Below are 24,145 nucleotides of genomic sequence, written 5' to 3'. Positions count from 1 at the left end.
TCAAAGCCTTGGCGTTGCTTCCACCCGAGCGGGTGCATGTCGACATGGTCGGTGATGGCCATATGATGGAAAGCTACAGGGCCGAGCTGCGCGATATTGCCCCCAACGTTTCTGCCAAGTTCTGGGGGGCGCCTACCCAACGTGCGTATTGCAGAACGCTTTGCCCAGGCTCACGTATTTGTTCTGCCGTCGGTATGCCCGGAAAACCAGCCCGTGACCATCACCGAGGCCATGGCTTGTGGCTTGCCAGTGGTTGCCTCACGCATTGGTGGTATTTCTGAACTGGTGGACAACGGTAATACCGGTTTCTTGTTCGAGCATGGCAATGCTGAAGAGCTGGCGGAGCGTCTGCGCAATTACATTGACCGACCGGAGCTGATAGTGACCCACGGCACGGCCGGCCGTGAACGTATCCAGGCGTATGCTTTCGACTTGGTGATTGAGCGTATTGAAGCATTGCTCGCTTCGCCGGGAGCTGAGCGTACCGAGACTCCGCAGTTGATCGCCTGCCACGGCGCTCCGCCGCCAGGTACGTTCGATACTGTGCTCGAGGAGCTGTGCCCGGTCCCTGCCAGCCGCCCGCAACCGGCGAGCCAGCCGTGCTGCATCCCGGCCAACTGGATCAAGCCGGAGCAGGCGGATGTACTATGGGTCGCCGGGCCGGTGGAGGGTGATCCGGATGCGGCGATGAAATACATTGAGGCCTATCGTAAGCTGGGCAGGTGGTGCTGGATGAACGCAACCTGTTGGTGGCCCGTAATACGCAGACATCCCTGTTGGTTCGGGGGGAGGGCAAGTCGCCTTGGGTCTGAAGCACCTGTTGGCGTACTCCAAAGATTCGCCGGGAACGGCTGATGCCAGCGCGCCTGCAAGGACTGCTGCTGTTCAAGCGTGATAGCTACTCGGGTCGCTTTGCGGCCCTTCTTCATCGTCCAAGCAATTGTGCCAGACCAACGTCCAAGGGCGTAGGCTCCGACATTTTGAAGCTACCTAGTAGACGCTTGTTATTGGCCTGAGAATGGCGAATATTCCCTGAACGTGCAGGCTGATAAGTGACTTCTGGCAATCCCCCCAGCACTTCGGAAAGTGCTACCAAAATCTGATTTAGTGATGTCGATTTATTCAAGCCAACGTTGAATGCACCTTCTTCGACGGTGGGGAACTCCAGTCTCTGCACCAACAACTTCACTAAATCACTGACAAAGAAGATGTCACGGGTCTGCTCGCCGTCACCAAATACCGAAATGGGCAGCCCTTTTTGCGCGCGCTCGGCAAAAATGCTGATAACCCCAGAATATGGCGAGGACGGGTCCTGGCGTGGCCCAAAGATATTGAAGAAACGGAAGATTACTGGCTTCAACCCGTGTTGGCGGCGGTAGAAGTCCAGATAAAATTCGCTGGCCAGCTTATCCGACGCATACGGCGTCAATGGCGCCTTTGGCGTGTCTTCACCGATGGACCGCCCTCGCCGTTGTTGCCGTAGATCGCTGCACTGGAAGCGAACACTATCCGCTTGATACCTGCCAGGCGCATTGCCTCGCAGACATTCAAAGTGCCGATGAAGTTGCTCTGATGCGTGCGTACTGGGTCATCTACGGAGGCTTGTACCGAAGCGACGGCTGCCAAGTGTACGACAGCTTGGCAGCCCTTGGCTGCTTGTGCGACCAAGGCCGCATCAGCGACGTCGCCTTCGATGAACTCGATCCGTGGATTGGCCATCGGCAGGTTATTGCGCTTGCCGGTAGACAAATCATCAAAACCCCGCACCGAATAACTATTGGCAAGGTAATGCGTCGGAAAGGTGCGAGCCTATGAAACCGGCGCCGCCATTAACCAGAACAGTAGTGTCAGGCACGAGAGTATCCATCAGTTCGGCCATTTCTATTGCATGATGCGCATCGACACGAAACCGATGCCGAGCACGCGTTCATCATCACTACCAGCAACTTTCTTGGGTGATACAGGGTTGGGTGGGAAGAAGGATATGCGTTGGGCGCTTGTACCTTTGAGGTCAACATCCAGGCGCACTTCGGAAACCCCATTGGTCAACTGAATACTGTATTTGTGGCTGCCCACTTCGACGCGAATCGGCTTTTGTGCATTGGATGCAAAGGCTTGGGCCTTTAATACGAGTGTGAATGTCTGCGGTAGTGGGTCGGCAAAATCGAAGTCTACTTTCGGCCCGGCAGACCAGCGCCCCCAAGGCTCGTAGGCGTAAAGGCCTGCGGCGCCGCTAATGAAATCGGGGAGCAGGTGCTGAGTAAAGTCTATGCCATTCGCCAGATCACCAGGGATGCGTGGGCCTAAAGCGTCAGCAAAGTAACCTGCCTGGGCCATGATCTGCTTCGCAGACAACACTGCCAGTTGCGGATGCGCACTACCGTCCAGCTTGAAGAAAACCAGCTCTTTGTTGCCGCTCTGCAACAGCGGCGGGTGCTGAAGCAACTGAGACAACTCTCCGATCAGCGCGTCGGCATTGTCTGCATAGCCGCGGCGATCGATATAGATACCCTCGAAGCCAAGTTTGCGAACTACCTCGAGTTGACGGACCATTGGCTCTTGTGCCAGTGAGCGATAGAACAAGTCACCGGGCCGGCCCTTCATGCCGCCGAAGCTCCAGTGCAGCGATGACGAATGCAACACGCCAGCCATCATCTGATAGTTGGCCAATCTGTGCAGTGTTGGCACTTCAGGGAAGCCGATGTAAGGCATTTGGTAGATAGCAGCGCCCGCCGGAAGCGCTTTTTCGACGGACTGGACAAAGTCCTTGTCGTTTTCAAATGCCACTTTTTGGCTGGCATTGCAGGCTTGGCATGCTGGCGCGGTTTGGTCATACAGGCCGACTAGTAGCAGTATCGCCGAGATGGCGAACGGATAGTTTGCGAGCCGCGGCGCTTTCTTCTGCAAAAGGATCTGCAGAGCGATGAAGAAAAACAGTATGGATCCGCAGGCAATAAAGATACTGGCTCTGTTCCAGCCTCTGATCGAGGGCGAAACAAGCATTGCGAACAGTGCACCCAGGCCGCCTATGGTTGCGAACAGAAACAGGACGAATGTGGTGGCAGCCAGCAGCCGGAGCCTGTCATCGCCCTCGCTACGGGCGGGTGCCAAGGCAACAAGAAGCAATATCAGCATGAAGCCTGCTGCGCCGATCACGCCAATCGACGAGGTTGCATTCTCGTTGATTAATGGGGTGGAGCGGTTGTACTGGCGGGTGAGTTCTGCCAAGTACGGTACCCGATGCTCTGGGCGCGGCATTATCAACTGCATCATCTTCAAGCCATATATCTCGGCCTCGATAGGTGAGCGCTGAGCAACCTCGACATTCTGGCCGTCTCTGAAATTGCCAACCAGGTTAGGTATGATATTGATGAGCACGCCCGCAACGATGGCGGCGCTTAGCAATGCAGCTTTCTTGATGCCGTGGAGGTTACCCGACCTGATGGTGCTGAAGACGCCGGCCAAGGCAATGATAATTGCCCCGAACAAAGCGTAGTAAACCCCGAAAGATGCCAGTACCAGCATGCCCACTGCCATCGCAAATAGCCTGCGTAGCTTGGACTTAACGCTGCAGGCCTTTGCAGGCTCGCGAGTGCGGTAAACATCCAATGCCAAGTAGAAGAACAGCGGAGCAACGAAATACCAGGTGTAGAAAAGGTGGTGCAAGCGCAGGAAGTGGAAGGGCACGAATGTATAGAGTGCGCTGGCAGTCACTGCGAAGCTGCGGTTGAGACCGAATGCCCTGGCCGTTACATAAGTGGCGATGAAGCAGACTGCAAAGCCAAGCAGGAAAAACAGGTTGACTCCGGCCACCCAGCCCCCGCCGAGCATGGCGGAAAGTTTGATGACCAAGTGGGCGCCAGCGTCGGAACCAGGGAAGTCCAGAAAGTTCGAGCCGAACGGATAGCCACTTCGGGCGTTATCGAACAGCCAACCTTCGGCTACACGCTGGGCCATCCACGCGTGAAACAAACTGTCACCCGCATAGTCGTAGGGCGTGGACAGGTCTGGAATCAAGCCTTCGTGCATTCCGCTCATCAGAATGCTGGCGAGGAAGAACGAGGCCAGCGCACCAATGAAAATCAACTTCCAGTCGGCAGCGAGGATACTTCGCAACGTTGGAGTGCCATTGGCGTCAACAGGTCGTGACGAGCGCATGAAATTATGTGCATTCATTGTCTTTTGCTCGACTTACCTTAGTCAAAATTCACGCGCTCTGCTTCGACGACCAGGGGCATGTTGCGCATCTGGGTGTGAACCGATCCGAGATATTCCCCCAGCATTCCAAGAAACAGAATCTGTACCGAACTGAAGAAGAACAGCGAGATCAGCAACGGCGCGATACCTATCTGGAACGAATTCCAGAACACCAGCTTGGCGATCAGGAAGCCAAAGGCAGCCAGCAGACTCAGGCCTGCGAGTAACGCCCCACCCATGACCATCAGCCGCAACGGCACCTTGGAGTGGTTGGTGATGCCCAGCATCGCGATGTCATACAACGTGTAGAAGTTGTTCTTGGTGATGCCGCGCTGACGCCGTGGCTGCTTGAATGGCACGGTGGCGATCGGGAAACCGATTTCACACAGCAGGCCGCGGAAATACGGATAGGGGTCGTCGATCTTCTTCAGGATATCCAGCACCGCCCGGTCAAACAGGCCGGCACCGGTGGCGTTTTGCACCAGTGGCACTTCGGAGATGCGGGTGACGAAGCGATAGTAGGCGCGACGCATCAGGAACATGAGGCGCGATTCCTCGCTCTCCGGCTTGACCGCCATCACCGTCTTGAAGCCTTCTTCCCACTTCTTGACGAATTCTTCGATCATCTCTGGCGGGTCTTGCAAGTCGGAGGCGATCAGCACGGCGGCGTCGCCATTGGCCTGTAGCAAGGCATGGTACGGTGAGCGGATATGGCCGAAGTTGCGGGCATTGAATATCAGCTTTACCCGCTTGTCTTGCGCGGCTAGGGCGCGCAATTTGGCGTGGCTGTTATCCGTGGAGCAGTTATCGATGAAAATATGTTCGTAGTCATAGTCAAGGCGCGACATCACCTCGACGATGCGCTGGTAAAGCTCATCAATGTTGGCTTCTTCGTTGTAGCAGGGTGTCACTATGCTGATAAGCTTACGCATAATTGAAAACGAACCTGTTATTAATGACGAATGAAAGTAAGGCCATTGGCACGATCAAGGCCATGCCAGCCAAGTAGGGGTCGACACCTAGTAATTTGAGCGCCGCAATGCCTGCCACATTGGCGCCATAGACGACGCCATAGCCGGCAATGAACCTGAAAATCAGCTTGTTGTTCTTCGAGCCGAATACAAGGGCACCGGTGCTTTTGAAATTGAAGGCTATGCCTAATATCGTGGCGAGCAGCAATGCCGCACTGTAGTGCAGCCCGAGGTAGAGAAAGCCGGCAAAACAGCCGTAGCCGAACACCGCATTCATCACCCCCACCAACAGGAATCTAAACAGTTTTACTTGTAGAAGCCTGCGTAGCATGGAGGGCGTCTCTTTAGTCTCTTGCATTCAGATGCTGCCTGATTTCGCGCATGACACCACTTAGCGAAGAGTCGCTGGGCACATAGCCAAACAGTTGCCCGGCCTTGCGATTGTGCGAATAGTAATGGGCCTTGGCGCCTGTGGCATTGACCCTTGCCTGGTCACCCGCAATTGTGAATTGCAGGCCGAACTGCTCGCTCAAGGCCGTCAGCAGTTCGAACTTGCCGATGGGGGCCTGGCTGTAGCAGTCGACCACGTCGTTGCACGCTGGCGACTGCAGGATCCGATCAATCAGTTGCAGGAAATCGGCGGGGGTGAGGTAGTCCCGGAGCATGTCATCGGGTGAAACCTCCAGCACTGTGCCCGCTTGCAGTGCACGCAGAATGTCGCTGAGGAAGAAGCGAGCCTCTACAGCCTGGCGATGGCTGAAGTAACTGAACACCCTCACATCGACAATGGCGGCCTCAGGCAGCGCTCGATGGCGGCACTCGGCCTGGAATTTGGCCGCGCCGTACCAGTCCTGCGACTTTAGCCCATTGATCGCGAATATCGCCTTCGAGGCCTCGGTTACAGGTGTTTCGAAGTTGGTACCGTATGCAGCGCCGCTGCTCAGGTAAATGTATCTGCACTGAGGATGGTTTTGCAGGTACTCCAAGGCAAGGTTGTCATACCGCTCGGTGACGGTGAAGATGTCCTTGCCCATCTGTACGGCCCGGGCGGGATCACCAACGCCAACAAAGTTGATGATCGCATCGAACTGGCAATTGACATCGAAGCCGGAGTAGTCGAGCACGGCAAATTCCTTGCGCTCGGCAATGGCCCGCAGTTCGGCATCGAGCGAGCCCGGTGCGCGTACGAACAGGTTGCATTCATAAGCAGTATGTTCAGCGATGCTGGCTACCAGGTCTTTGGCGATATGACTGCTTGCCCCAAGGATGGCAAGCTTCATTTACCCAGATCCAGCGGTGGCGACTGCTCATCGATCGGGCGGCCAAACTCTAGGCGCGGCCGGCATTCCCGCGCGTCTGGCATCATGACTTCGATGAGCATGGGTTTGCCGTTGGCAAGAAACTCGGCTACAGCGGCCTTGAATGCCGCGAGATTGACAACGCTTAGCGAATGTATGCCATATGCAGCGCCAAGGGCCTGGAACTGCGAGGTATAGCCGTCCCAGTAAGTCGAAGAGTTACGGCCCTCGAAGTACATTTCCTGGAAGCCGCGGACCATTCCCAGCGAGTGATTGTTCAGTACGATAGTCAGGATCGGCAACTGGTCGCGGGCAATGATGTCGAGCTCCTGGATATTGAGCTGCGCACCGCCGTCGCCGGTGATGACGACAACCGGTTTGTCACCTGCGATGCTGGCGCCCACGGCGGCAGGAATGGCAAAGCCCATAGTGCCCAGGCCGCCTGAGTGGTGCATGGCTTGGCCGGGGCTCAGGCGCAAGGTATGCGCGGCCCACATCTGGTTGTTACCTACGTCGGCAACATAGTCCAGGGCACGGTCGGCGGTCAGGTCGTTGAGGTTGTTCAGCAGCTCGAACGGGCTGATGTTCCACGCCGTGTACTCATCGACGAACGATTGCTTGAAGACCTGCGCCAGGTGAGCGCGCCAGGCCGTCGGAGCGGGTTGCAGCTTGGCTGCATGCGCGATGAAGTCGGCAAACACAGCGTCCAGGTCGGCATGGATCGACTCTTGGGCCTTGACCCTGTTGTCCAGCTGGGCCGCATCCAGATCGAACTGGATGATGTGAGCATTCGCAGCGAACGTTTCGGGTTTGGCCCCGGTCTGGCGCACGTCCATGCGGCTACCGAACACCACCAGCAGATCGCAGTGCTGGACGGCATGGTTAGCTGCGCGGGTGCCATAGGCACCGAGCATGCCGAGGTAGTGTTCGCTTGCCGTGAGTTTTTCAGCGCCTTTCAGGCTGGCGACATGGGGGATGCCCAATTTGCCGACCAGGCTCAGCCATTGGCTGAACACAGGGCTGTTTACTGCGCCACCGCCGATCAGGAATACCGGTTTTTGAGCCTTGGACAGTGCAGTCCAGACGTCGCTGAACGAGGCGTGCTGCTCGGCAGCAAGCGTCGTTTCATTGGTCCAGGCGTTTAATAATTGGTCCAGCACCGCCTCATCGATCTCGGCGCGCTGGATGTCCATGGGAATGTCCAGCAGGACAGGTCCCGGACGGCCTTCCCGAGCGATGCGGATCGCTTTGAGAAGGCAGGGGATCAGTTCATCGACATGGGTGATCTGGTGAGCATACTTGGTGATGCTACTCACTAAGGCAACGCTGTCGAGCTCCTGGAAGCCCTGCTGACGTATGGGCCTGTCGCCCTTGAGTTCGTGGGTGTTGACCTGACCGGTCAGGAACAGACATGGGTGACTGTCCAGCCAGCAGTCTGCAATTCCGGTAATCAGGTTGGTGGCACCGGGTCCACTTGTACCCAGTGCCACGCCCATGATCTTGTGATGGGTCGCACGTGCGACAGCAGATGCAGCAAAGGCAGCGCCTTGCTCATGGTGCATTGATACCAACTTGGTCTTTCCGAGCAAGTTAATACTGTCCACCAGATGGGTAATCATTCCACCGATGAGCTCAAAACCATACAGGACGTTATTGTCTGCAAGTACTTTTGCTACTGCATCTGAAGCTTTCATATGTTAGAAACCGATCCCGAAGAACTCTTCCAGTTTTTCACCAACGTAATCGAAATGCTCTTGGCCCAGGGAGGGTTGGACGCCCAGCCAGAAGGTCTGGTTCATGGTCCGATCAGTATTGGTCAGTTCGCCCACGACGCGGTACTCGATGTTATGGAAGTACGGCTGACGGGTCAGGTTGCCGGCAAACAGCAGGCGGGTACCGATCTTGTTCTGATCCAGGAACTTGAGCAGGTCGACACGCTTGACCCCAGCGCTTTCCTTCAGAGTGACTGGGAAACCAAACCAGGATGGGTCGCTATTGGGGGTTGGTTCGGCGATTTCAAGGAAATCGCTCAAGCTCGCCAGGCGTTCCTTGAGCAGCTTGAAATTGCGCTTGCGAGTTTCGATGAACTCAGGTGCGCGGTCGAGCTGTGCCAGTCCGCAGGCCGCTTGCATGTCGGTGATCTTCAGGTTGTAGCCTAAGTGGGCATACACGTACTTGTGATCGTAACCTTGTGGCAGGCTGCCAAATTGCTGGCCGAAACGGTTGCCGCAGGTATCATCGCAACCGGGCGCGCAATAGCAGTCGCGTCCCCAATCACGGAACGATTCGGCAATCAATTTGAGCTGGGCGTTATTGGTGAACACCGCACCACCTTCCCCCATGGTGATGTGGTGGGCCGGGTAGAAACTCAGGGTAGCGATGTCGCCAAAGGTGCCAACCATCTTGCCGTCATAGGTCGCACCGAGTGCATCGCAGCAATCTTCGACCAGCCAGAGATTGTACTTTTCGCACAGGGCTTTGACTTTACCCAGGTTGAAGGGGTTACCAAGGGTGTGGGCGAGCATGATCGCCTTGGTCTTGGGGGTGATGGCCGCTTCGATCAGCTCGGGGTCAATGTTGTGGGTCGCCATGTCGACATCGACGAAGACCGGTATCGCCCCGAACTGTACTATGGGGTTGACGGTGGTGGGGAAGCCTGCAGCTACGCCAATGACTTCGTCACCTTTCTTGATGGCACGGTCACCCAGCTTGGGTGAGGTCAATGTGCTGAAAGCAACAAGGTTGGCCGACGAGCCCGAGTTGACGGTAATGAGATAATTGACGCCGAGAAATTCGGCCAGTTTTTTTTCGAATTCAGCATTGAAGCGACCGGTGGTTAGCCAGCCATCAAGGGATGCTTCGACCATCAGTTGCAGTTCGCGCGCGCCAATCACCTTGCCGGAGGGAGGGATGACAGTCTCGCCCCCAACAAAAGGTTTGGCAGCCAAGGCAGTCTGGGCGTAACGCTCAACGAGCTGGCTGATTTCCTGACGGAGCATATCGGGGGTCATAGTATTTCCTGCTTAAAGCTTTTAATTGGTTAGGCGTCAGCGGCCATGGCTGCCATGTAACTGTTGATTTCGTTCACGCAATGGGCATGCATATCCTCGCCTCGCAACCAGGCGTGATGCCAGGTGACGATGCGGGTTAGTGTGGCTTCCAGGCTCCAGGTAGGCTCCCACTTCAAGTGGGTTTTGGCTTTGGAAATATCCAACTTCAAGTAGCGCGCCTCATGGGGCTGAGATTCGCTATCAAGTTGCCAGCTTGCACCGGCGCCCCATGCTCCCACCATGTGATCGAGTATCCATTCGACGGGACGAGCATCTTCATCCCGGGGGCCGAAATTCCAGCCTTGCGCGAATGCATGGCCATGCTCCCACAGGTGCTGGGCCAGGACAAGGTAACCACTGAGCGGCTCTAGGGCATGTTGCCACGGGCGCGTCGCTTTCGGGTTGCGAACGATCACCGGCTGGCCTTTTTCGACGGCATGCAGAATGTCGGGAATGAGGCGATCTTCTGCCCAGTCACCGCCACCAATCACATTGCCAGCACGTGCTGAGGCCAGGGCTGGCGCGTCATCAGCTTTAAAGAATGAATTGCGGTAGGCGGAGGTGACCAGTTCTACACAGCCTTTGCTGTTGCTATAAGGGTCGTGGCCGCCCATAGGTTCGTTTTCACGATAGCCCCACTCCCACTCCTGGTTTTCGTAGCACTTGTCAGTCGTGACATTGACGATTGCGCGAAGACTTGGGCATTTGCGTGCAGCCTCCAGCACATGAATAGTTCCCATGACATTGGTGGCATAGGTCTCGACAGGTTCTCGGTATGACAACCTGACCAAGGGTTGGGCAGCCATATGGATCAGAATATCTGGATCAAAAGCCGTCATGCTTTCGGTAATGGTTTGCAGGTCGCGAATATCGCCAATCTGCGATGCCACCATGCCTTGCTCAACGCGCGCTTGTTCAAAGAGCGACGGCGTTGTAGGCGGTGCCAGCGCGAAGCCTTTGACGTGCGCACCCATGTCTTGTAGCCACAGGGACAACCAGCTGCCCTTGAATCCGGTATGACCTGTGAGAAATACCTTCTTTCCCTTCCAGAAGGCAGCGGTGACGGTAGCTTTCATATTATTCCCAGGATTTCCAAGGTGCCTTGCCATTTTGCCAAAGTTTTTCCAGCAGGTTTTTATCGTGCAGGGTATCCATTGGCTGCCAGAAGCCCTGGTGCTCGTGTGCCATCAACTGGCCGTCCGCTGCCAGCCCCATCAAAGGCTCTTGCTCCCAGACAGTGCTGTCGTCGATCAGGTATTCGAGGACTTGAGGGGACAATACGAAAAAACCGCCATTGATCATGGCGCCGTCGCCTTTTGGCTTTTCCTTGAAGTTAAGAACCTGGTGTTGCTTGATGTCCAGCGCGCCAAAGCGACCCGGGGGATAGGTGGCAGTGAGTGTCGCTGCCTTGCCATGCTGTTTGTGGAAGGCAATGGTGGCGCTGATGTCTATATCGCCGACGCCATCACCATAGGTGAAGCAGAACACCTCTTCGTTTCTAACGTAATCTGCCACGCGGCGCAAGCGACCGCCGGTCATCGAAGAATCACCGGTGTCGACCAATGTGACATTCCAGTCCTCGGCGCGTTTGTCGTGTACTTTCATGGTGTTTTCACGCATGTTGAAAGTTACATCCGACGAGTGCAGGAAGTAATTGGCGAAGTACTCTTTGATCAGATAGCCTTTGTATCCACAGCAGATAATGAAATCATTGATGCCGTGCGCGGAATACATCTTCATGATGTGCCAGAGGATTGGTTTTCCACCAATTTCGACCATGGGCTTTGGACGTACACTGGTTTCTTCGCTCAGGCGTGTGCCCAAACCGCCTGCCAAAATGACCGCTTTCATGATTGCTCCTTATCAGTTTGAGCTTACAAATGCATCTGAATAAAAGTGTTTGGCGGGCAGTCCCGAAGTTGTCAGTGCATCCCGTGCGGAATGAATCATGTCTTCCGAGCCGCAGGCATAGACGACCGATTGTGTGAGATCGATGGCATCCTTGATCAGCGCCGATTGTATATAGCCAGTCCGTCCTGTCCACCGAGCGTCCGCTCGCGACAGTACCGGTATGAAGGTGGCGTCCAGCCCCTGAAGTTGCGGGTTCCAATAGATGTCGCTGAGCGTACGGCCCCCCCAATAGATGAAAACCTTCTTCCCGGCGGTCATCGAGGGATTAACAAGCAATTGCTCAAGCATGGCCTTGACGGGAGCGATACCAGTACCGGTGGCCAGGAAAACGATGTTCTTAACGTCCTTTTCACGCAGGCTGAAGGTGCCTAGCGGGCCTTCCAGTCGCAAGAGGTCGTTGGTCTTTGCACTGGTGAACCAGTACTGCGACATCAAGCCTTGTTCGACCTCCCGGATCTGTAATTCCAGTTTTCCGTCAACGCGCTGGGCATTGGCAATGGAATAGCTACGGCGCAGGCCTGCTTCACCGATGATGTCGAGGTACTGTCCTGGCAAATAAGTGAATTTGCTATTGGGCGGTAGTCTAAGGATGACTTCCACAACATTGTCGGCGAGCTTGCTGATCGTGTCGATTCTGCAGGGAAGTGTTTTTACGACAATGTTTCCGAGTGCTCCAAGGTCTTCGGCATCGATCTCCACATCGGTGAGGGCGTGGCGGCAGCACGTCAAGATCAATCCTGCTGCGCTCTCATCGGGTGTCAGAGACGTCTCGTCCTTGAACGCTTCAGTTTCACCAGAGAGAACTTTGGTTTTGCAAACACCACAGCGTCCCGTCCTGCAGCTGTATTCGAGAGTGATGCCTTCAGTCCTGGCACTGTCGAGCATTGATGTGCCTGCCTCGGAGCTGAATGCTTTCCCGTTATGAAGTTTTACTGAAGCCATATCGGTTACCGGATAAGAAAATTCTGTACGGGGCGGCCATGCTGCCGTCAGCTTGCCTTGGAATCGAAGATTCGACGGCTATGAAAAAATGGAAATCTTAAGTTGACGGGCGTTGAGTGAAGGTGAGAGGCCGCGCGTGAACGGACAGCGGGCACGGAGAAATCAACGGCACTCAGAAAGCGCTTCTGGTGATAGCTGTGATCACTGAGGTTCTGTGCGCAGGGCTGGTGTTGGTAAGCCCTTGTAGCAGGGACGTTCAATACTGCCGCCACATCAACAGTCACCAAATTATTCTCATGAAATCCATCATCATGTTGAAAGCTCACATCCATGTCAGGTTATGAAGTAGCGCCGCCAGAGTGTTGGGTCTCATGTCTTCAAGGGGCTGGATGATAACCTAGGTGTGAGTTGTGTGCATCAATTGCTGCAGGGGCGCATGCGTTGATTGTGCGAGCGGTCCGCCACACTTTTTATGGGCGGGCCAGGGTGCTCGAGGCGACAGGAGGTTAGGGATTCTTTCCCTTTTTAAAGTTCCTTCAGGGCAGGCAATTTGGGTATCATTGCGGACCAGAATGGTCGCTGCGGCTCTAGCCGTGCATCTTAATTTTTGTGAGCAAACCAACCAAAGCTCAAAATGGAGTTTAGAGGATTCGCATGAAAGCAATTGTCACTGGCATCACTGGTCAAGACGGCGCCTACCTGGCGGAACTGCTGCTGGAGAAGGGGTACACCGTATACGGTACCTACCGTCGTACCAGTTCTGTCAATTTCTGGCGTATCGAAGAGTTGGGCATTCAGTCCAACCCTAATCTGCATTTGGTCGAATACGATCTGACCGATCTGTCTGCCAGCATTCGTTTGCTGCAGACCACCGAAGCCACCGAGGTCTACAACCTTGCGGCGCAGAGTTTCGTGGGTGTTTCGTTCGAGCAGCCGATCACCACTGCAGAGATCACCGGTCTCGGTGCGGTAAACCTGCTTGAAGCGATTCGCATCGTTAATCCGAAGGTTCGTTTCTACCAGGCATCCACTTCCGAGATGTTTGGCAAGGTGCAAGCTATCCCGCAGATCGAGAGCACGCCTTTCTATCCGCGCAGCCCTTATGGTGTGGCCAAGCTCTACGCTCACTGGATGACCATCAACTATCGCGAGTCGTACGGCATTTTTGCCACCAGCGGTATCTTGTTCAACCACGAATCCCCACTGCGTGGCCGTGAGTTCGTGACCCGCAAGATCACTGACTCTGTAGCCAAGATCAAGCTGGGCCTGCTGGACAAGATGGAGCTGGGTAACCTCGACGCCAAGCGCGACTGGGGTTTTGCCAAGGAGTACGTCGAAGGGATGTGGCGGATGCTGCAGGCCGATGAGCCGGACACTTTCGTGTTGGCGACTAACCGCACCGAGACTGTTCGCGACTTCGTTTCCATGGCGTTCAAGGCTGTGGGTATCACTATTTCCTGGGCAGGTACTGCAGAGGCCGAGCAGGGCACTGATGCGGCTACCGGCAAAGTGCTGATCACCATTAACCCGAAATTCTACCGCCCGACTGAAGTTGAGTTGCTGATCGGCAACCCGGCCAAGGCCAAGGAAGTTTTGGGTTGGGAGCCGAAAACCTCTCTGGAAGAATTGTGCCGCATGATGGTTGAAGCCGACTTGCGTCGTAATGAACAAGGATTTTCATTCTGATGACCATTGCTGGCAAACGTGCGCTGATTACAGGTATTCAAGGTTTCACCGGTCGTTACATGGCGGATGAACTTCGGGCTCATGGCTACGAGGTTGTCGGGTTGGGTAGTCAGCCTTCCGATGAACGCAATTATTACCAGGTGGATCTGGCCGATGGCCCGGGTTTGCGGACGTTGCTGGCAAAGATTCAGCCTGATGTTGTGGTTCATCTCGCGGCATTGGCGTTTGTCGGGCATGGCGCAGCGGACGCGTTCTATCAAGTGAACTTGATAGGCACGCGCAATTTGCTGGAAGCCGTCGCGGCCAGTGGAAAACCCTTGGATTGTGTGCTGATCGCCAGCAGTGCCAATGTCTATGGCAACGCTTCGGGTGGCCTGTTGTCGGAAGCCACAACTCCGGCGCCAGCCAACGATTATGCCGTTAGCAAGTTGGCCATGGAGTACATGGCCAATCTTTGGCACGAGCGCCTGCCTATCGTTATTACTCGTCCTTTCAACTACACCGGTGTTGGCCAGGCCGAGAATTTCTTGCTGCCGAAAATCGTTTCCCATTTCCGGCGCAAGGCGCAAAAAATCGAACTGGGCAATCTCGATGTCTGGCGTGATTTCAGCGACGTTCGTGCGTTGGTGAAGGCCTATCGAGGACTTATCGAGGCCAAGCCGCTGGGGCAGACTATTAATGTCAGCTCTGGCAATACTCATTCGCTTCGTGAAGTCATCGAAATGTGCAAAGGGTTGACCGGGCACGATATTGAGGTCGAAGTGAATCCGGCCTTTGTGCGTGCCAATGAGGTGAAAACCCTGTGCGGGGATAATTCACGGTTACGTGCTCTGGTTCCCGGCTGGTCAACACCTTCCCTGGACGAAACCCTGGGCTGGATGCTGACGGCCGAATAAATGAAGTTAATTCTTTCTGTTGAGCCGGTCCGGTTTCCGCTGACTGGCATCGGTCGTTACACCTACGAATTGGCGCTGCGGCTGCAGCAGAATCCTGAAATCACCGACCTGCAGTTTTTTGCCGGTCGGCGATTTTTGCCTGCGCTGCCTACGGCTGCCAACGAGTCGGGTAGTGGTTATGGCTTGAAACGAGCGGTGCAGAAAAACTTCCTGGCGGTTGAAGCGTATCGGCTCCTTATGCCGTTGCTCAGGAAGCATGCGTTAAAAAATCATGGTGATTTTCTTTACCATAGCCCGAATTATTTCCTGCCACCCTTTGCCGGCCGCAGTGTTGCTACATTCCACGATCTGTCTCCATTTACCTGGTCTCACTGCCATGCGCCGCAACTTGTGCGTTACTTGCAGAAAGAGCTGAAGACCACACTGGTACGAGCAGACGCGTTGATCACGGACTCCGAGTACACGCGTAAAGAGTTGGCGGAGTACTTTTCCTGGCCTATAGAGCGTATCCATACGGTGCCGCTGGCCAGTTCCGCCGAGTTTCATCCTCGTAGCGCGGAAGATCTCAGAAGCACGCTTTCACGCCATGGTCTCGAGGTGGGTGGTTACAGCCTGTTTGTCGGGACGATCGAGCCTCGCAAGAATATCGAAACGTTGCTGGATGCGTATTCACGTCTGCCGTTGGAAGTGCGCAAGCGCTGGCCTTTGGTGCTCACCGGCTATCACGGCTGGCGCAACGAAAGTATTCACCAACGGCTCGAAAGCGCCCGCCGTGAAGGCTGGGCCTATTACCTGGGGTTTGTACCCAGTGAAGACCTTCCTCTGCTGTTTGCTGGCGCTCGTCTTTTTACCTTTCCTTCATTGTATGAAGGGTTTGGTTTGCCGGTTCTGGAAGCCATGAGTTCTGGTGTCCCTGTCGTTTGCTCTAACAGCTCGTCACTTCCGGAGGTCGCCGGCAATGCGGCCCTGATGTGCGACGCCATGGACGTCGAAACGTTGACAGGGCTCATCCAGCAAGGTCTGGAAGATGAGTCGTGGCGTTCCAGCGCGGTCGAGCAAGGCTTGTTGCATGCGGCGAGGTTTTCGTGGGAACGCTGCGCAATGGAAACGCTTCAGGTTTATCGGAAGGTGGTCAAGGGACAATGATCAAGGTTCTGCACTTCTTCAAGACATACTACCCGGAGACCATGGGTGGCATTGAACAGGTCATCTTTCAGATTGCTGAAGGTGGAATAAGGCACGGCTTTGAGTCCGAAGTGCTTTACCTCAGTGAGCGAGGTGCGGCGCGCAATGAGCCGGTGGGACATCACCTGACTCATCGCTCCAAACTCGACCTGCATGTAGCGTCCACTGGTTTCTCGCTGTCGGCGTTCAAGGATTTTGCCGAGCTGGCGCAGAAGGCAGACATTGTTCACTACCATTTTCCGTGGCCTTACATGGATCTTGTGCATTTCGTCAGTCGAATTCGCAAGCCCGCCGTTGTCAGTTATCACTCCGATATCGTCAAACAAAAGACACTCCTCAAGCTTTATCAGCCATTGATGAACCGTTTCTTGTCCAGCGTTGACTGCATCGTTGCTTCATCGCCCAACTATGCTGAAAGCAGTCCGGTATTGACGCGTTTTAAAAACAAAGTCCGTGTTGTTCCCTATGGTTTGGACCGACAAACTTACCCGACTCCCTCTGCTGAAAAACTAGCATTCTGGCGCGCGCGTCTGGGCGAGCGTTTTTTTCTGTTTGTCGGGGCTCTGCGGTACTACAAAGGGCTGGATTATCTGCTTGAGGCGGCAAAAACGACTCAGCTTCCCGTAGTGATTCTGGGGGGAGGGCACCTTGAGGCAGAGCTTAAAGCTCAGGCGAATCAATTAGGGCTATCGAATGTGCATTTTCTCGGTGGTTTACCTGACGATGACAAAGCCGCTCTGTTAACGCTGTGCTATGCGTTCGTTTTTCCTTCGCATCTGAGATCCGAGTCTTTCGGTATTTCATTGCTTGAGGGCGCGATGTACGGGAAGCCGATGATTTCTTGTGAGATAGGTTCTGGTACTACTTATATCAACCTCTCAGGAGAGACCGGGTTGGTTGTTCCTCCCCGGGATTCTGCAGCGCTGGCAGATGCAATGAACCACCTCTGGAATCAACCCGCGGTTGCAGCGTCGATGGGTGAGGCGGCTGCGCGGCGGTTCGAGGAAGTGTTTTCGGCTGATTCGATGGCGAAGTCCTATGCAGAGATTTATCGGTCTCTGCTTTGAAGTGTTGCGGCACAGTGACCGAGCATTGATGTTCTTATGTATTCCCAAGGGCCACCCATGAGATCTAAAACATTCCTGGTTACCGGCGGCAGTGGTTTTCTAGGGCGGGCGTTGATCAATCGATTGGTGCAGTTCTCCGGGAGTTCTGTTGTTGCTCCGGTCCGGACCCTGTCCGCTACTTTTCCAGCCGGTGTGCGTTTGCTACCACTGACCAATCTGAATGGCGAAAACGATTGGCGTGACGCACTGACGGGCGTCGACGTTGCGGTTCATGCCGCCGCTCGTGTTCACGTCATGAAAGAAGTCTCTCTTGATCCGCTGGCCGCATTTCGTGAAGTCAATGTCGAGGCTACATTGAACCTCGCACGCCAGGCTGCGGCGTCCGGTGTGAAGCGTTTTATCTACATCAGCTCAATCAAGGTGAACGGAGAGGGTACTGAGCATGGCATGGCATACAGCGCCGACGACGTGCCTGCACCGATCGATCCCTATGGGATCTCCAAGCTTGAGGCAGAACAAGGCTTGAAGGTACTTGCCGCAGACACCGGGATGGAGGTGGTTATCATCCGCCCGGTTCTGGTCTACGGCCCTGGCGTCAAGGCCAACTTCCTCAGCATGATGCGTTGGCTGTATCGTGGCGTTCCTCTGCCTTTCGGCGCTATCCACAACCAGCGTAGTCTCGTCGCCATAGACAATCTGATAGATCTTATCGTGACCTGTTGCGACCACCCGGCGGCTGCCAATCAAGTGTTCCTGGCCAGTGATGGCGAGGACGTGTCGACCACGCAATTATTGCGCAAGCTGGCGGGCGCTCTGGGCAAGCCCGCCATATTGTTGCCGATACCTGCCTGGCTCATGAGCGGTGCGGCAGCGCTACTGGGCCAGCGAGCGCTGTCGGATCGTATTCTCGGCTCCTTACAGGTTGATATCAGTAAAAACCGACAACTATTGGGCTGGACTCCTCCGGTCACCCTCGATAAAGCGTTGGGCCTGACGGCGCAACATTTTCTGGATTCCCACAAATCATGAGTTATGGCTGGTTTATCCCTGTCATCGTCGCTGTGTCTTTTTTCCTTACTTGGGCTTTGCGTCATTACGCGCTGTCTCGAAGCCTGATTGATATTCCCAACGCTCGAAGCTCTCATTCGGTCCCCACTCCTCGGGGGGGCGGGGTTGCAATTGTCCTGGCATTCACATTGGCGCTGGGAATGTTGTTGTTTGCAGGATTGATGTCTTCTTCGGCATTTTTGGCTATTGCCGGTGCAGGCGCTCTAATCGCCATTATCGGATTTATGGATGACCACGGACACATCGCCGCCCGTTGGCGCTTGTTGGGGCATTTCGCTGCGTCGACGTGGTTGCTGTTCTGGATCGGTGGGTTGCCCGTCGTTGAAATCGGGGGGGGGACTTTCGACCTCGGGTGGTTTGGCCATGTGTTGGCAGCGTTTTATCTGGTATGGCTGCTTAATCTTTATAACTTCATGGATGGTATCGATGGCATCGCCAGCGTCGAGGCGATGTGCGTTTGCCTTGGGGCTTGTCTGCTTTATTGGGTGGGTGGTGCGACGGACCTGGTCTGGGCTCCATTATTGTTGGCCATGTCCGTGGCGGGTTTTCTCTTTTGGAATTTCCCCCCTGCCAGGATTTTCATGGGGGATGCCGGAAGTGGATTTCTGGGCATTGTGCTTGGAGGACTGTCGCTTCAAGCCGCCTGGTTCTCCGCGGACTTGTTGTGGGGCTGGCTGATTTTGCTCGGCGTATTTATTGTCGATGCGACGTTTACTCTGTTTCGCCGTTTGCTCAGGGGTGACAAAGTCTACGAAGCGCACCGCAGTCATGCCTATCAGTTCGCCTCCCGTCGGTTTGGCAGCCATTTGCCGGTTACAATGGCCGTCGGTGCGATCAATTTGCTTTGGTTGCTGCCTATTGCAATGGCCGTTACGCAATTTGGTCTGAACTCAAGCCTGGGTTTGATCCTGGCCTATGCTCCATTGGTCGTGCTGGCGATCATGTTCCACGCAGGCGAGCTTGAAAAGCCGATGAAGAACTGAGTAACAATTTTGTCATTTAGTTTTAAAGTGAATGAGATGGGCCTATAAGTTTCATTACGCTGAAACGGCAGTTGAAGGGAGAAGGCTGAGGTGTTTGAAGAATTCATGGATAGGGTCAGAGCGCGCCTTGTAGGACTTCCAAGACGCCGCAAGCGACTGATACAGGTTGGCACAGACATTGTGCTGGTCTGGCTTGCGCTTTGGTTGGCATTCATCGTCCGTTTGGGTATCGATGATATGTACAACCCTTTAAGGGTCCATTTCTGGCTGTTTGTTTGCGCCCCCGTCATCGCCATTCCTCTGTTCATCCGCTTCGGCATGTACCGCGCTGTCATGCGCTACTTCGGCAACGATGCGTTGATTGCGATTATCAAGGCAGTCAGTCTGTCTTCGCTGATTCTGGCGGTCGTGGTCTATTGGTACAGCAACCACGAAGCCGTCGTCCCGCGCTCCATCATCTTCAACTACTGGTGGCTGAGCATGGTGATTATCGGCGGCCTGCGCCTGTGCATGCGCCAATACTTCATGGGTGATTGGTTCACCGCCTCCCAGCACGTACCGTTCACCAGCCGCGACGACGGTCTCACCAAAGTCGCGATCTATGGCGCAGGCGTGGCGGGCAATCAACTGGTTGCAGCGCTTCGCATGGGCCGAGTCATGCGCCCCGTGGCATTCATCGACGACGATTCCAGCATCGCCGATCGCTCTATCTCAGGCCTCCAGGTCTACAAACCCAAACACATCCAGCAGATGATCGACGTCACCGGTGCACAGGAAATCCTTCTGGCCCTACCGTCGTCTACCCGCGCACGACGCAGGGAAATTCTCAATCTGCTGGAAGGTTTCCCGCTTCACGTACGAAGTGTTCCGAACTTCACCGATCTGGCCAGCGGCAGGGTCAAGGTTGAAGACATTCAGGAAGTGGATATCGCTGATTTGCTGGGTCGTGATGCCGTGCCAGCCCAGGCCGATTTGCTCGAACGCTGTATCAAAGGCAAGACCGTGATGGTCACTGGTGCTGGCGGATCGATCGGTTCGGAGCTGTGCCGTCAGATCTTCTCCCTTGGCCCGACCACGCTTCTGCTGTTTGAGCACAGTGAATTCAATCTCTACAGCATCCTGTCGGAATTGGAGCAGCGCGCCTGCCGTGAGTCGGTAGCGGTCAAGTTGCTGCCCATCCTCGGCTCCATCCGTCACCCGCACAAACTGCTCGATGTGATGAAGACCTGGCGCGTGGATACCGTTTATCACGCGGCGGCTTATAAACATGTGCCTATGGTCGAGCACAATATCGCTGAAGGCGTGCTCAACAATGTCATGGGCACGTTGAATACCGCTCAGGCTGCCCTTCAGTCGGGTGTGGCCAACTTCGTGCTGATCTCAACCGATAAAGCCGTACGTCCGACCAACGTCATGGGCAGTACCAAACGTCTGGCGGAATTGACCCTTCAGGCCCTCAGTCGTGAAATCGCCCCGGTACTGTTTGGTGACAAGGCGAATGTATCCCGGGTCAACAAAACCCGTTTCACCATGGTTCGTTTTGGCAATGTGCTTGGGTCGTCCGGTTCGGTGATTCCATTGTTCCACAGCCAGATCAAATCCGGTGGCCCATTGACGGTCACGCACCCGAAAATCACCCGCTACTTCATGACTATTCCTGAAGCCGCGCAACTGGTGATCCAGGCCGGATCCATGGGGCAGGGCGGTGATGTGTTCGTCCTGGACATGGGTGAACCGGTGAAGATCGTCGAACTGGCGGAGAAGATGATTCACTTGTCCGGTTTGAGCATCCGCTCGGAGAAGAACCTGCACGGTGACATTTCCATTGAGTTCACTGGCCTGCGTCCGGGCGAGAAGCTCTACGAAGAGTTGCTGATCGGGGATAACGTCTCTGCGACGTCCCATCCGATGATCATGTCCGCCAACGAAGACCATCTGTCCTGGGACGTGCTCAAGGGCCGTTTGACTGAGTTGCTGATCGCCGTCGAGGAGGATGATTACTCCCGCGTGCGCCAGCTCCTGCGCGAAACGGTCAGCGGCTATACCCCTGACGGCGAGATTGTCGACTGGATCCACCAGCAACGTCGTCTCGAGCCCTGATTGTTTCACATCCTGCAACAGACACACTTTTGACAGCTCCACCACATCGCCTAAGTTTAGGAGGCAGCTTCGGAAAAGCTGCTTTCTCATTCGATGTCATGGAGCTTCACTTATGCGTACTGGCTATTTCTACTCTCTGGTTTTTGCCCTGCTCACCAGCGCTTCTATTGCGGCCATTGCTGCGCCGACAGCGGCACCGGAGGCTGCCAAGGCACCCTTGATGCTGGACGTTGCCGCCAAGGCTCAAACCGGTAAGGTCGATCTCAATGGGGCTGATGCGCCGACTCTGCAGCGCGAGTTGTCCGGGATTGGTGAAGCGAAGGCCAAGGCAATTGTTGCTTATCGCGATAGTAATGGGCCGTTTTCGTCCGTCGACGAATTGCTGGAAGTGAAGGGGATCGGCAAAGCCATTCTGGACAAGAATCGCGAGAAGCTGGAAGTGAACTAAGCTTGTAAGTCCACACCAAGAGGCCGGTCATTGACCGGCCTTTTTGCATATTGCCGCAGAGGGTGATCTGACGCCTTTCATCAGAAGATGAAAAATTACGGCTATCATATGGCGTTTAAATTATGCCTATAATAAATTCATCATTCGCTGAAGCGCTCTGACATTGAGGCGCTTCGCCTTCCTCAAGCATCCTCCAGGAGCATTGTCATGAATTCTGTCCAGAACCAAGGTACGGCCCTCGTCACCGGTGCTTCTTCCGGCATCGGTGCGGTTTACGCGGAGCGGTTGGCGGCCCGTGGTTTTGATTTGTTGCTGGTTGCCCGTGATCAGGAACGGCTGGAGGCTGCGGCGAGTAAGTTGCGCGCCGCGCATGGTGTTCAGGTGGAGGTACTGAAGGCGGATCTGACGCAAAAGGATGATGTGTTGAAGCTTGAGCAGCGTCTGCGCAGCGATTCGAGTATCAGCCTGTTGCTGAACAACGCTGGTGTCGCGGCGGATGGTTTGCTCGCCAACGCTGATATGGATCAGCTGGAGCGTTTGATTCAGCTGAACGTCACCACGGTGACGAGGCTGGCCTCGGCGGCGGCTGCCGGTTTTTCCAAGGCCGGTCGGGGGACGATCATTAACATTGCGTCGGTGGTAGCGTTGTTTCCTGAGCGGTTCAATGCGACGTACAGCGCGAGCAAGGCTTATGTGTTGAGCCTGACTCAGTCGTTGAACGAGGAGCTTGCGGGCACCGGGGTCCAGGTTCAAGCGGTGTTGCCGGGGGTAACACGCACCGAGATTTTGGAGCGTTCCGGTATCGATGCGTCCCAGATTCCGGCGGACATGATCATGGAAGCGGGGGAGATGGTTGACGCAGCGTTGTCGGGTCTGGACCAAGGTGAGTTGATCACCATTCCTTCCTTGCCGAATCTCTCTGAGTGGGAGTCCTATGTAGCGGCGCGTCATGCGATGGCGCCGAATCTGTCCAGAAGCACGGCCGCCACGCGTTACAAGTGAGGCGCCATGAATCGACTTGAGGTATTTGCGTTATGAGTAATCGTCGAGTGGTAGTCACGGGTATGGGCCTGGTGTCACCGTTGGGTAGTGGCGTCGAAGCGGTTTGGGCGCGTCTGTTGGCCGGGCGCTCCGGGTTGCGGGCGTTACCGGACGAGGTGGTGGCCGATCTGCCGGCCAAGGTCGGTGGCGCGGTGCAGACGCTGGCGGAAGATCCCGAGGCGGGTTTTGATCCGGATCGGGCGACGCCGCCCAAAGAGCAGAAGAAGATGGACCGCTTCATTATGTTTGCCATGGAGGCGGCGCGTCAGGCAGTGGAACAGGCGGGTTGGCAACCGCAGGACGCCAATGCCCAGGAGCGTACTGCAACTATCATCGGCTCGGGCGTGGGTGGTTTCGGTGCGATTGCCGATGCGGTGCGCACCACCGACAACCGTGGCCCGCGACGTTTGTCGCCGTTCACCATCCCTTCGTTTTTGGTCAATCTCGCCGCGGGCCATGTGTCGATCGAGCACGGTTTCAAGGGGCCTTTGGGGGCTCCGGTAACGGCGTGCGCGGCCGGGGTTCAGGCGATTGGTGACGCGGCGCGATTAATCCGATGTGGCGAGGCGGACATTGCAGTGTGTGGCGGTGCGGAGGCGGCGATCGATCGTGTCAGTCTCGCCGGGTTCGCGGCGGCCAGGGCCTTGTCCAGCGGTTACAACGACACCCCGGAACGCTCCTCGCGGCCGTTCGACAGTGGCCGCGATGGCTTTGTGATGGGCGAGGGCTCGGGCCTTCTGGTGATCGAATCTCTGGAGCATGCCCTGGCGCGCGGCGCTCAGCCTCTGGCCGAACTGGTCGGTTACGGCACCAGCGCCGATGCCTATCACCTGACCGCGGGGCCTGAAGATGGCAGCGGTGCGCATCGGGCGATGTCGCTGGCGTTGGCTCAGGCGGGCATTTCGCCGGCACAGGTGCAACATCTCAACGCTCATGCGACCTCGACTCCGGTTGGGGATTTGGGGGAGTTGGCGGCCATCAAGTCGCTGTTCGGCTCGGACAACAAGATAGCGGTAACGTCGACCAAGTCCGCGACCGGGCATTTGCTCGGCGCCGCAGGTGGGATCGAGGCGATCTTTACGCTGTTGGCACTCCGCGATCAGGTGGTGCCGGCCACGCTCAACTTCGATAACCCGGATCCAGCCACCCAAGGCGTGGACATTGTTCATGGTCAGGCGCGGCCAATGACGATCGAGTACGCGATGTCCAACGGCTTCGGATTTGGCGGCGTGAACGCCAGCGTGTTGTTCAAATATTGGGAGGACTAGTTCACGACAGGTGATGGCACGAATAGTGATTACT

20 protein-coding genes and 1 pseudogene are annotated in these 24,145 nt (G+C 55.6%); 11 read left to right on the top strand and 10 right to left on the bottom strand.

Annotation, left to right across the window (positions count from 1 at the left end; all coding sequences use genetic code 11):
* The first annotated feature begins 96 nt into the window (after nt 1–96).
* The gene (locus tag AB7M29_RS26440) at nt 97–855 is read left to right on the top strand and encodes a glycosyltransferase (protein WP_454248361.1); all 759 of its coding nucleotides are present in this window, start codon (nt 97–99) and stop codon (nt 853–855) included.
* Nucleotides 856–925: 70 nt separating this feature from the next.
* On the opposite strand, the pseudogene AB7M29_RS26435 reads toward AB7M29_RS26440, so the two are convergent.
* From AB7M29_RS26435 to AB7M29_RS26390, 10 genes and pseudogenes are all read right to left on the bottom strand, one after another.
* A pseudogene (locus AB7M29_RS26435) lies at nt 926–1,855 on the bottom strand (NAD-dependent epimerase/dehydratase family protein).
* 26 nt (nt 1,856–1,881) lie between these two features.
* Nucleotides 1,882–4,176, bottom strand: a complete 2,295-nt coding sequence (locus AB7M29_RS26430; protein ID WP_454248360.1) for a DUF7024 domain-containing protein — start codon at nt 4,174–4,176, stop codon at nt 1,882–1,884.
* A 20-nt stretch (nt 4,177–4,196) separates the two neighbouring features.
* Nucleotides 4,197–5,129: a glycosyltransferase family 2 protein gene (locus AB7M29_RS26425; RefSeq protein ID WP_454248359.1), complete on the bottom strand. Its 933-nt coding sequence runs from the start codon at nt 5,127–5,129 to the stop codon at nt 4,197–4,199.
* Nucleotides 5,122–5,526: a GtrA family protein gene (locus AB7M29_RS26420; protein ID WP_454248358.1), complete on the bottom strand. Its 405-nt coding sequence runs from the start codon at nt 5,524–5,526 to the stop codon at nt 5,122–5,124. Before AB7M29_RS26420 ends, AB7M29_RS26425 begins: the two co-directional genes overlap by 8 nt.
* Nucleotides 5,513–6,448: an NAD-dependent epimerase/dehydratase family protein gene (locus AB7M29_RS26415; protein ID WP_454248357.1), complete on the bottom strand. Its 936-nt coding sequence runs from the start codon at nt 6,446–6,448 to the stop codon at nt 5,513–5,515. Before AB7M29_RS26415 ends, AB7M29_RS26420 begins: the two co-directional genes overlap by 14 nt.
* Nucleotides 6,445–8,160, bottom strand: a complete 1,716-nt coding sequence (locus AB7M29_RS26410; RefSeq protein ID WP_454248356.1) for a thiamine pyrophosphate-binding protein — start codon at nt 8,158–8,160, stop codon at nt 6,445–6,447. Before AB7M29_RS26410 ends, AB7M29_RS26415 begins: the two co-directional genes overlap by 4 nt.
* Nucleotides 8,161–8,163: 3 nt before the next feature.
* Nucleotides 8,164–9,477 carry a lipopolysaccharide biosynthesis protein RfbH gene (gene rfbH / locus AB7M29_RS26405; RefSeq protein WP_454248355.1) on the bottom strand — a complete coding sequence of 438 codons (1,314 nt, stop codon included), beginning with the start codon at nt 9,475–9,477 and terminating at the stop codon, nt 8,164–8,166.
* Between the two features lie 29 nt (nt 9,478–9,506).
* Entirely contained in the window at nt 9,507–10,592 is a 1,086-nt protein-coding gene (rfbG, locus tag AB7M29_RS26400; protein ID WP_454248354.1) for a CDP-glucose 4,6-dehydratase, read from the bottom strand.
* Between the two features lies 1 nt (nt 10,593).
* Nucleotides 10,594–11,367 carry a glucose-1-phosphate cytidylyltransferase gene (rfbF, locus tag AB7M29_RS26395; RefSeq protein WP_454248353.1) on the bottom strand — a complete coding sequence of 258 codons (774 nt, stop codon included), beginning with the start codon at nt 11,365–11,367 and terminating at the stop codon, nt 10,594–10,596.
* A 12-nt stretch (nt 11,368–11,379) separates the two neighbouring features.
* Nucleotides 11,380–12,369, bottom strand: a complete 990-nt coding sequence (locus AB7M29_RS26390) for an FAD-binding oxidoreductase (RefSeq protein WP_454248352.1) — start codon at nt 12,367–12,369, stop codon at nt 11,380–11,382.
* Nucleotides 12,370–13,023: 654 nt separating this feature from the next.
* Between AB7M29_RS26390 and gmd the strand changes: the two genes are divergently transcribed.
* From gmd to fabF, 10 genes are all read left to right on the top strand, one after another.
* Nucleotides 13,024–14,055, top strand: coding sequence for a GDP-mannose 4,6-dehydratase (gene gmd, locus AB7M29_RS26385; protein ID WP_223472941.1), 1,032 nt, complete (start codon nt 13,024–13,026; stop codon nt 14,053–14,055).
* A complete protein-coding gene (locus AB7M29_RS26380) occupies nt 14,055–14,951 on the top strand; it encodes a GDP-mannose 4,6-dehydratase (protein WP_454248351.1) in 897 nt (298 codons plus the stop codon). Before gmd ends, AB7M29_RS26380 begins: the two co-directional genes overlap by 1 nt.
* The gene (locus AB7M29_RS26375; protein ID WP_454248350.1) at nt 14,952–16,097 is read left to right on the top strand and encodes a glycosyltransferase family 4 protein; all 1,146 of its coding nucleotides are present in this window, start codon (nt 14,952–14,954) and stop codon (nt 16,095–16,097) included.
* Nucleotides 16,094–17,203: a glycosyltransferase family 4 protein gene (locus AB7M29_RS26370; RefSeq protein WP_454248349.1), complete on the top strand. Its 1,110-nt coding sequence runs from the start codon at nt 16,094–16,096 to the stop codon at nt 17,201–17,203. The genes AB7M29_RS26375 and AB7M29_RS26370 overlap by 4 nt, the downstream gene beginning before the upstream one ends.
* 57 nt (nt 17,204–17,260) lie before the next feature.
* Nucleotides 17,261–18,232: a UDP-glucose 4-epimerase family protein gene (locus tag AB7M29_RS26365; RefSeq protein ID WP_454248348.1), complete on the top strand. Its 972-nt coding sequence runs from the start codon at nt 17,261–17,263 to the stop codon at nt 18,230–18,232.
* On the top strand, nt 18,229–19,254 hold the full coding sequence (locus AB7M29_RS26360) for an MraY family glycosyltransferase (RefSeq protein ID WP_454248347.1): 1,026 nt from the start codon (nt 18,229–18,231) through the stop codon (nt 19,252–19,254). The genes AB7M29_RS26365 and AB7M29_RS26360 overlap by 4 nt, the downstream gene beginning before the upstream one ends.
* Nucleotides 19,255–19,359: 105 nt before the next feature.
* Nucleotides 19,360–21,354, top strand: a complete 1,995-nt coding sequence (locus tag AB7M29_RS26355; RefSeq protein WP_454248346.1) for a polysaccharide biosynthesis protein — start codon at nt 19,360–19,362, stop codon at nt 21,352–21,354.
* A gap of 112 nt (nt 21,355–21,466) precedes the next feature.
* Complete coding sequence (locus AB7M29_RS26350) at nt 21,467–21,802, top strand: ComEA family DNA-binding protein (RefSeq protein WP_217854097.1); 336 nt, start codon at nt 21,467–21,469, stop codon at nt 21,800–21,802.
* A 207-nt stretch (nt 21,803–22,009) separates the two neighbouring features.
* Nucleotides 22,010–22,804, top strand: a complete 795-nt coding sequence (locus tag AB7M29_RS26345; RefSeq protein ID WP_123723166.1) for an SDR family NAD(P)-dependent oxidoreductase — start codon at nt 22,010–22,012, stop codon at nt 22,802–22,804.
* 32 nt (nt 22,805–22,836) lie between these two features.
* On the top strand, nt 22,837–24,111 hold the full coding sequence (fabF, locus tag AB7M29_RS26340; protein ID WP_052964075.1) for a beta-ketoacyl-ACP synthase II: 1,275 nt from the start codon (nt 22,837–22,839) through the stop codon (nt 24,109–24,111).
* Nucleotides 24,112–24,145: the final 34 nt, after the last annotated feature.

Source organism: Pseudomonas sp. F-14 TE3623, assembly GCF_053629015.1.
Note: the sequence above shows the minus strand (reverse complement) of the source record. Positions and strands in the feature narration are given on the sequence as shown.

What these genes read in the sequence shown, in the direction of transcription:
- rfbF (WP_454248353.1), bottom strand. Translation starts at nt 11,367, where the DNA reads ATGAAAGCGGTCATTTTGGCAGGCGGTTTGGGCACACGCCTGAGCGAA.
- AB7M29_RS26410 (WP_454248356.1), bottom strand. Translation starts at nt 8,160, where the DNA reads ATGAAAGCTTCAGATGCAGTAGCAAAAGTACTTGCAGACAATAACGTC.
- AB7M29_RS26370 (WP_454248349.1), top strand. Translation starts at nt 16,094, where the DNA reads ATGATCAAGGTTCTGCACTTCTTCAAGACATACTACCCGGAGACCATG.
- AB7M29_RS26365 (WP_454248348.1), top strand. Translation starts at nt 17,261, where the DNA reads ATGAGATCTAAAACATTCCTGGTTACCGGCGGCAGTGGTTTTCTAGGG.
- AB7M29_RS26380 (WP_454248351.1), top strand. Translation starts at nt 14,055, where the DNA reads ATGACCATTGCTGGCAAACGTGCGCTGATTACAGGTATTCAAGGTTTC.
- AB7M29_RS26375 (WP_454248350.1), top strand. Translation starts at nt 14,952, where the DNA reads ATGAAGTTAATTCTTTCTGTTGAGCCGGTCCGGTTTCCGCTGACTGGC.
- fabF (WP_052964075.1), top strand. Translation starts at nt 22,837, where the DNA reads ATGAGTAATCGTCGAGTGGTAGTCACGGGTATGGGCCTGGTGTCACCG.
- AB7M29_RS26345 (WP_123723166.1), top strand. Translation starts at nt 22,010, where the DNA reads ATGAATTCTGTCCAGAACCAAGGTACGGCCCTCGTCACCGGTGCTTCT.
- AB7M29_RS26355 (WP_454248346.1), top strand. Translation starts at nt 19,360, where the DNA reads ATGGATAGGGTCAGAGCGCGCCTTGTAGGACTTCCAAGACGCCGCAAG.
- gmd (WP_223472941.1), top strand. Translation starts at nt 13,024, where the DNA reads ATGAAAGCAATTGTCACTGGCATCACTGGTCAAGACGGCGCCTACCTG.
- rfbH (WP_454248355.1), bottom strand. Translation starts at nt 9,477, where the DNA reads ATGACCCCCGATATGCTCCGTCAGGAAATCAGCCAGCTCGTTGAGCGT.
- rfbG (WP_454248354.1), bottom strand. Translation starts at nt 10,592, where the DNA reads ATGAAAGCTACCGTCACCGCTGCCTTCTGGAAGGGAAAGAAGGTATTT.
- AB7M29_RS26360 (WP_454248347.1), top strand. Translation starts at nt 18,229, where the DNA reads ATGAGTTATGGCTGGTTTATCCCTGTCATCGTCGCTGTGTCTTTTTTC.
- AB7M29_RS26430 (WP_454248360.1), bottom strand. Translation starts at nt 4,176, where the DNA reads ATGAATGCACATAATTTCATGCGCTCGTCACGACCTGTTGACGCCAAT.
- AB7M29_RS26415 (WP_454248357.1), bottom strand. Translation starts at nt 6,448, where the DNA reads ATGAAGCTTGCCATCCTTGGGGCAAGCAGTCATATCGCCAAAGACCTG.
- AB7M29_RS26350 (WP_217854097.1), top strand. Translation starts at nt 21,467, where the DNA reads ATGCGTACTGGCTATTTCTACTCTCTGGTTTTTGCCCTGCTCACCAGC.
- AB7M29_RS26420 (WP_454248358.1), bottom strand. Translation starts at nt 5,526, where the DNA reads ATGCAAGAGACTAAAGAGACGCCCTCCATGCTACGCAGGCTTCTACAA.
- AB7M29_RS26425 (WP_454248359.1), bottom strand. Translation starts at nt 5,129, where the DNA reads ATGCGTAAGCTTATCAGCATAGTGACACCCTGCTACAACGAAGAAGCC.
- AB7M29_RS26390 (WP_454248352.1), bottom strand. Translation starts at nt 12,369, where the DNA reads ATGGCTTCAGTAAAACTTCATAACGGGAAAGCATTCAGCTCCGAGGCA.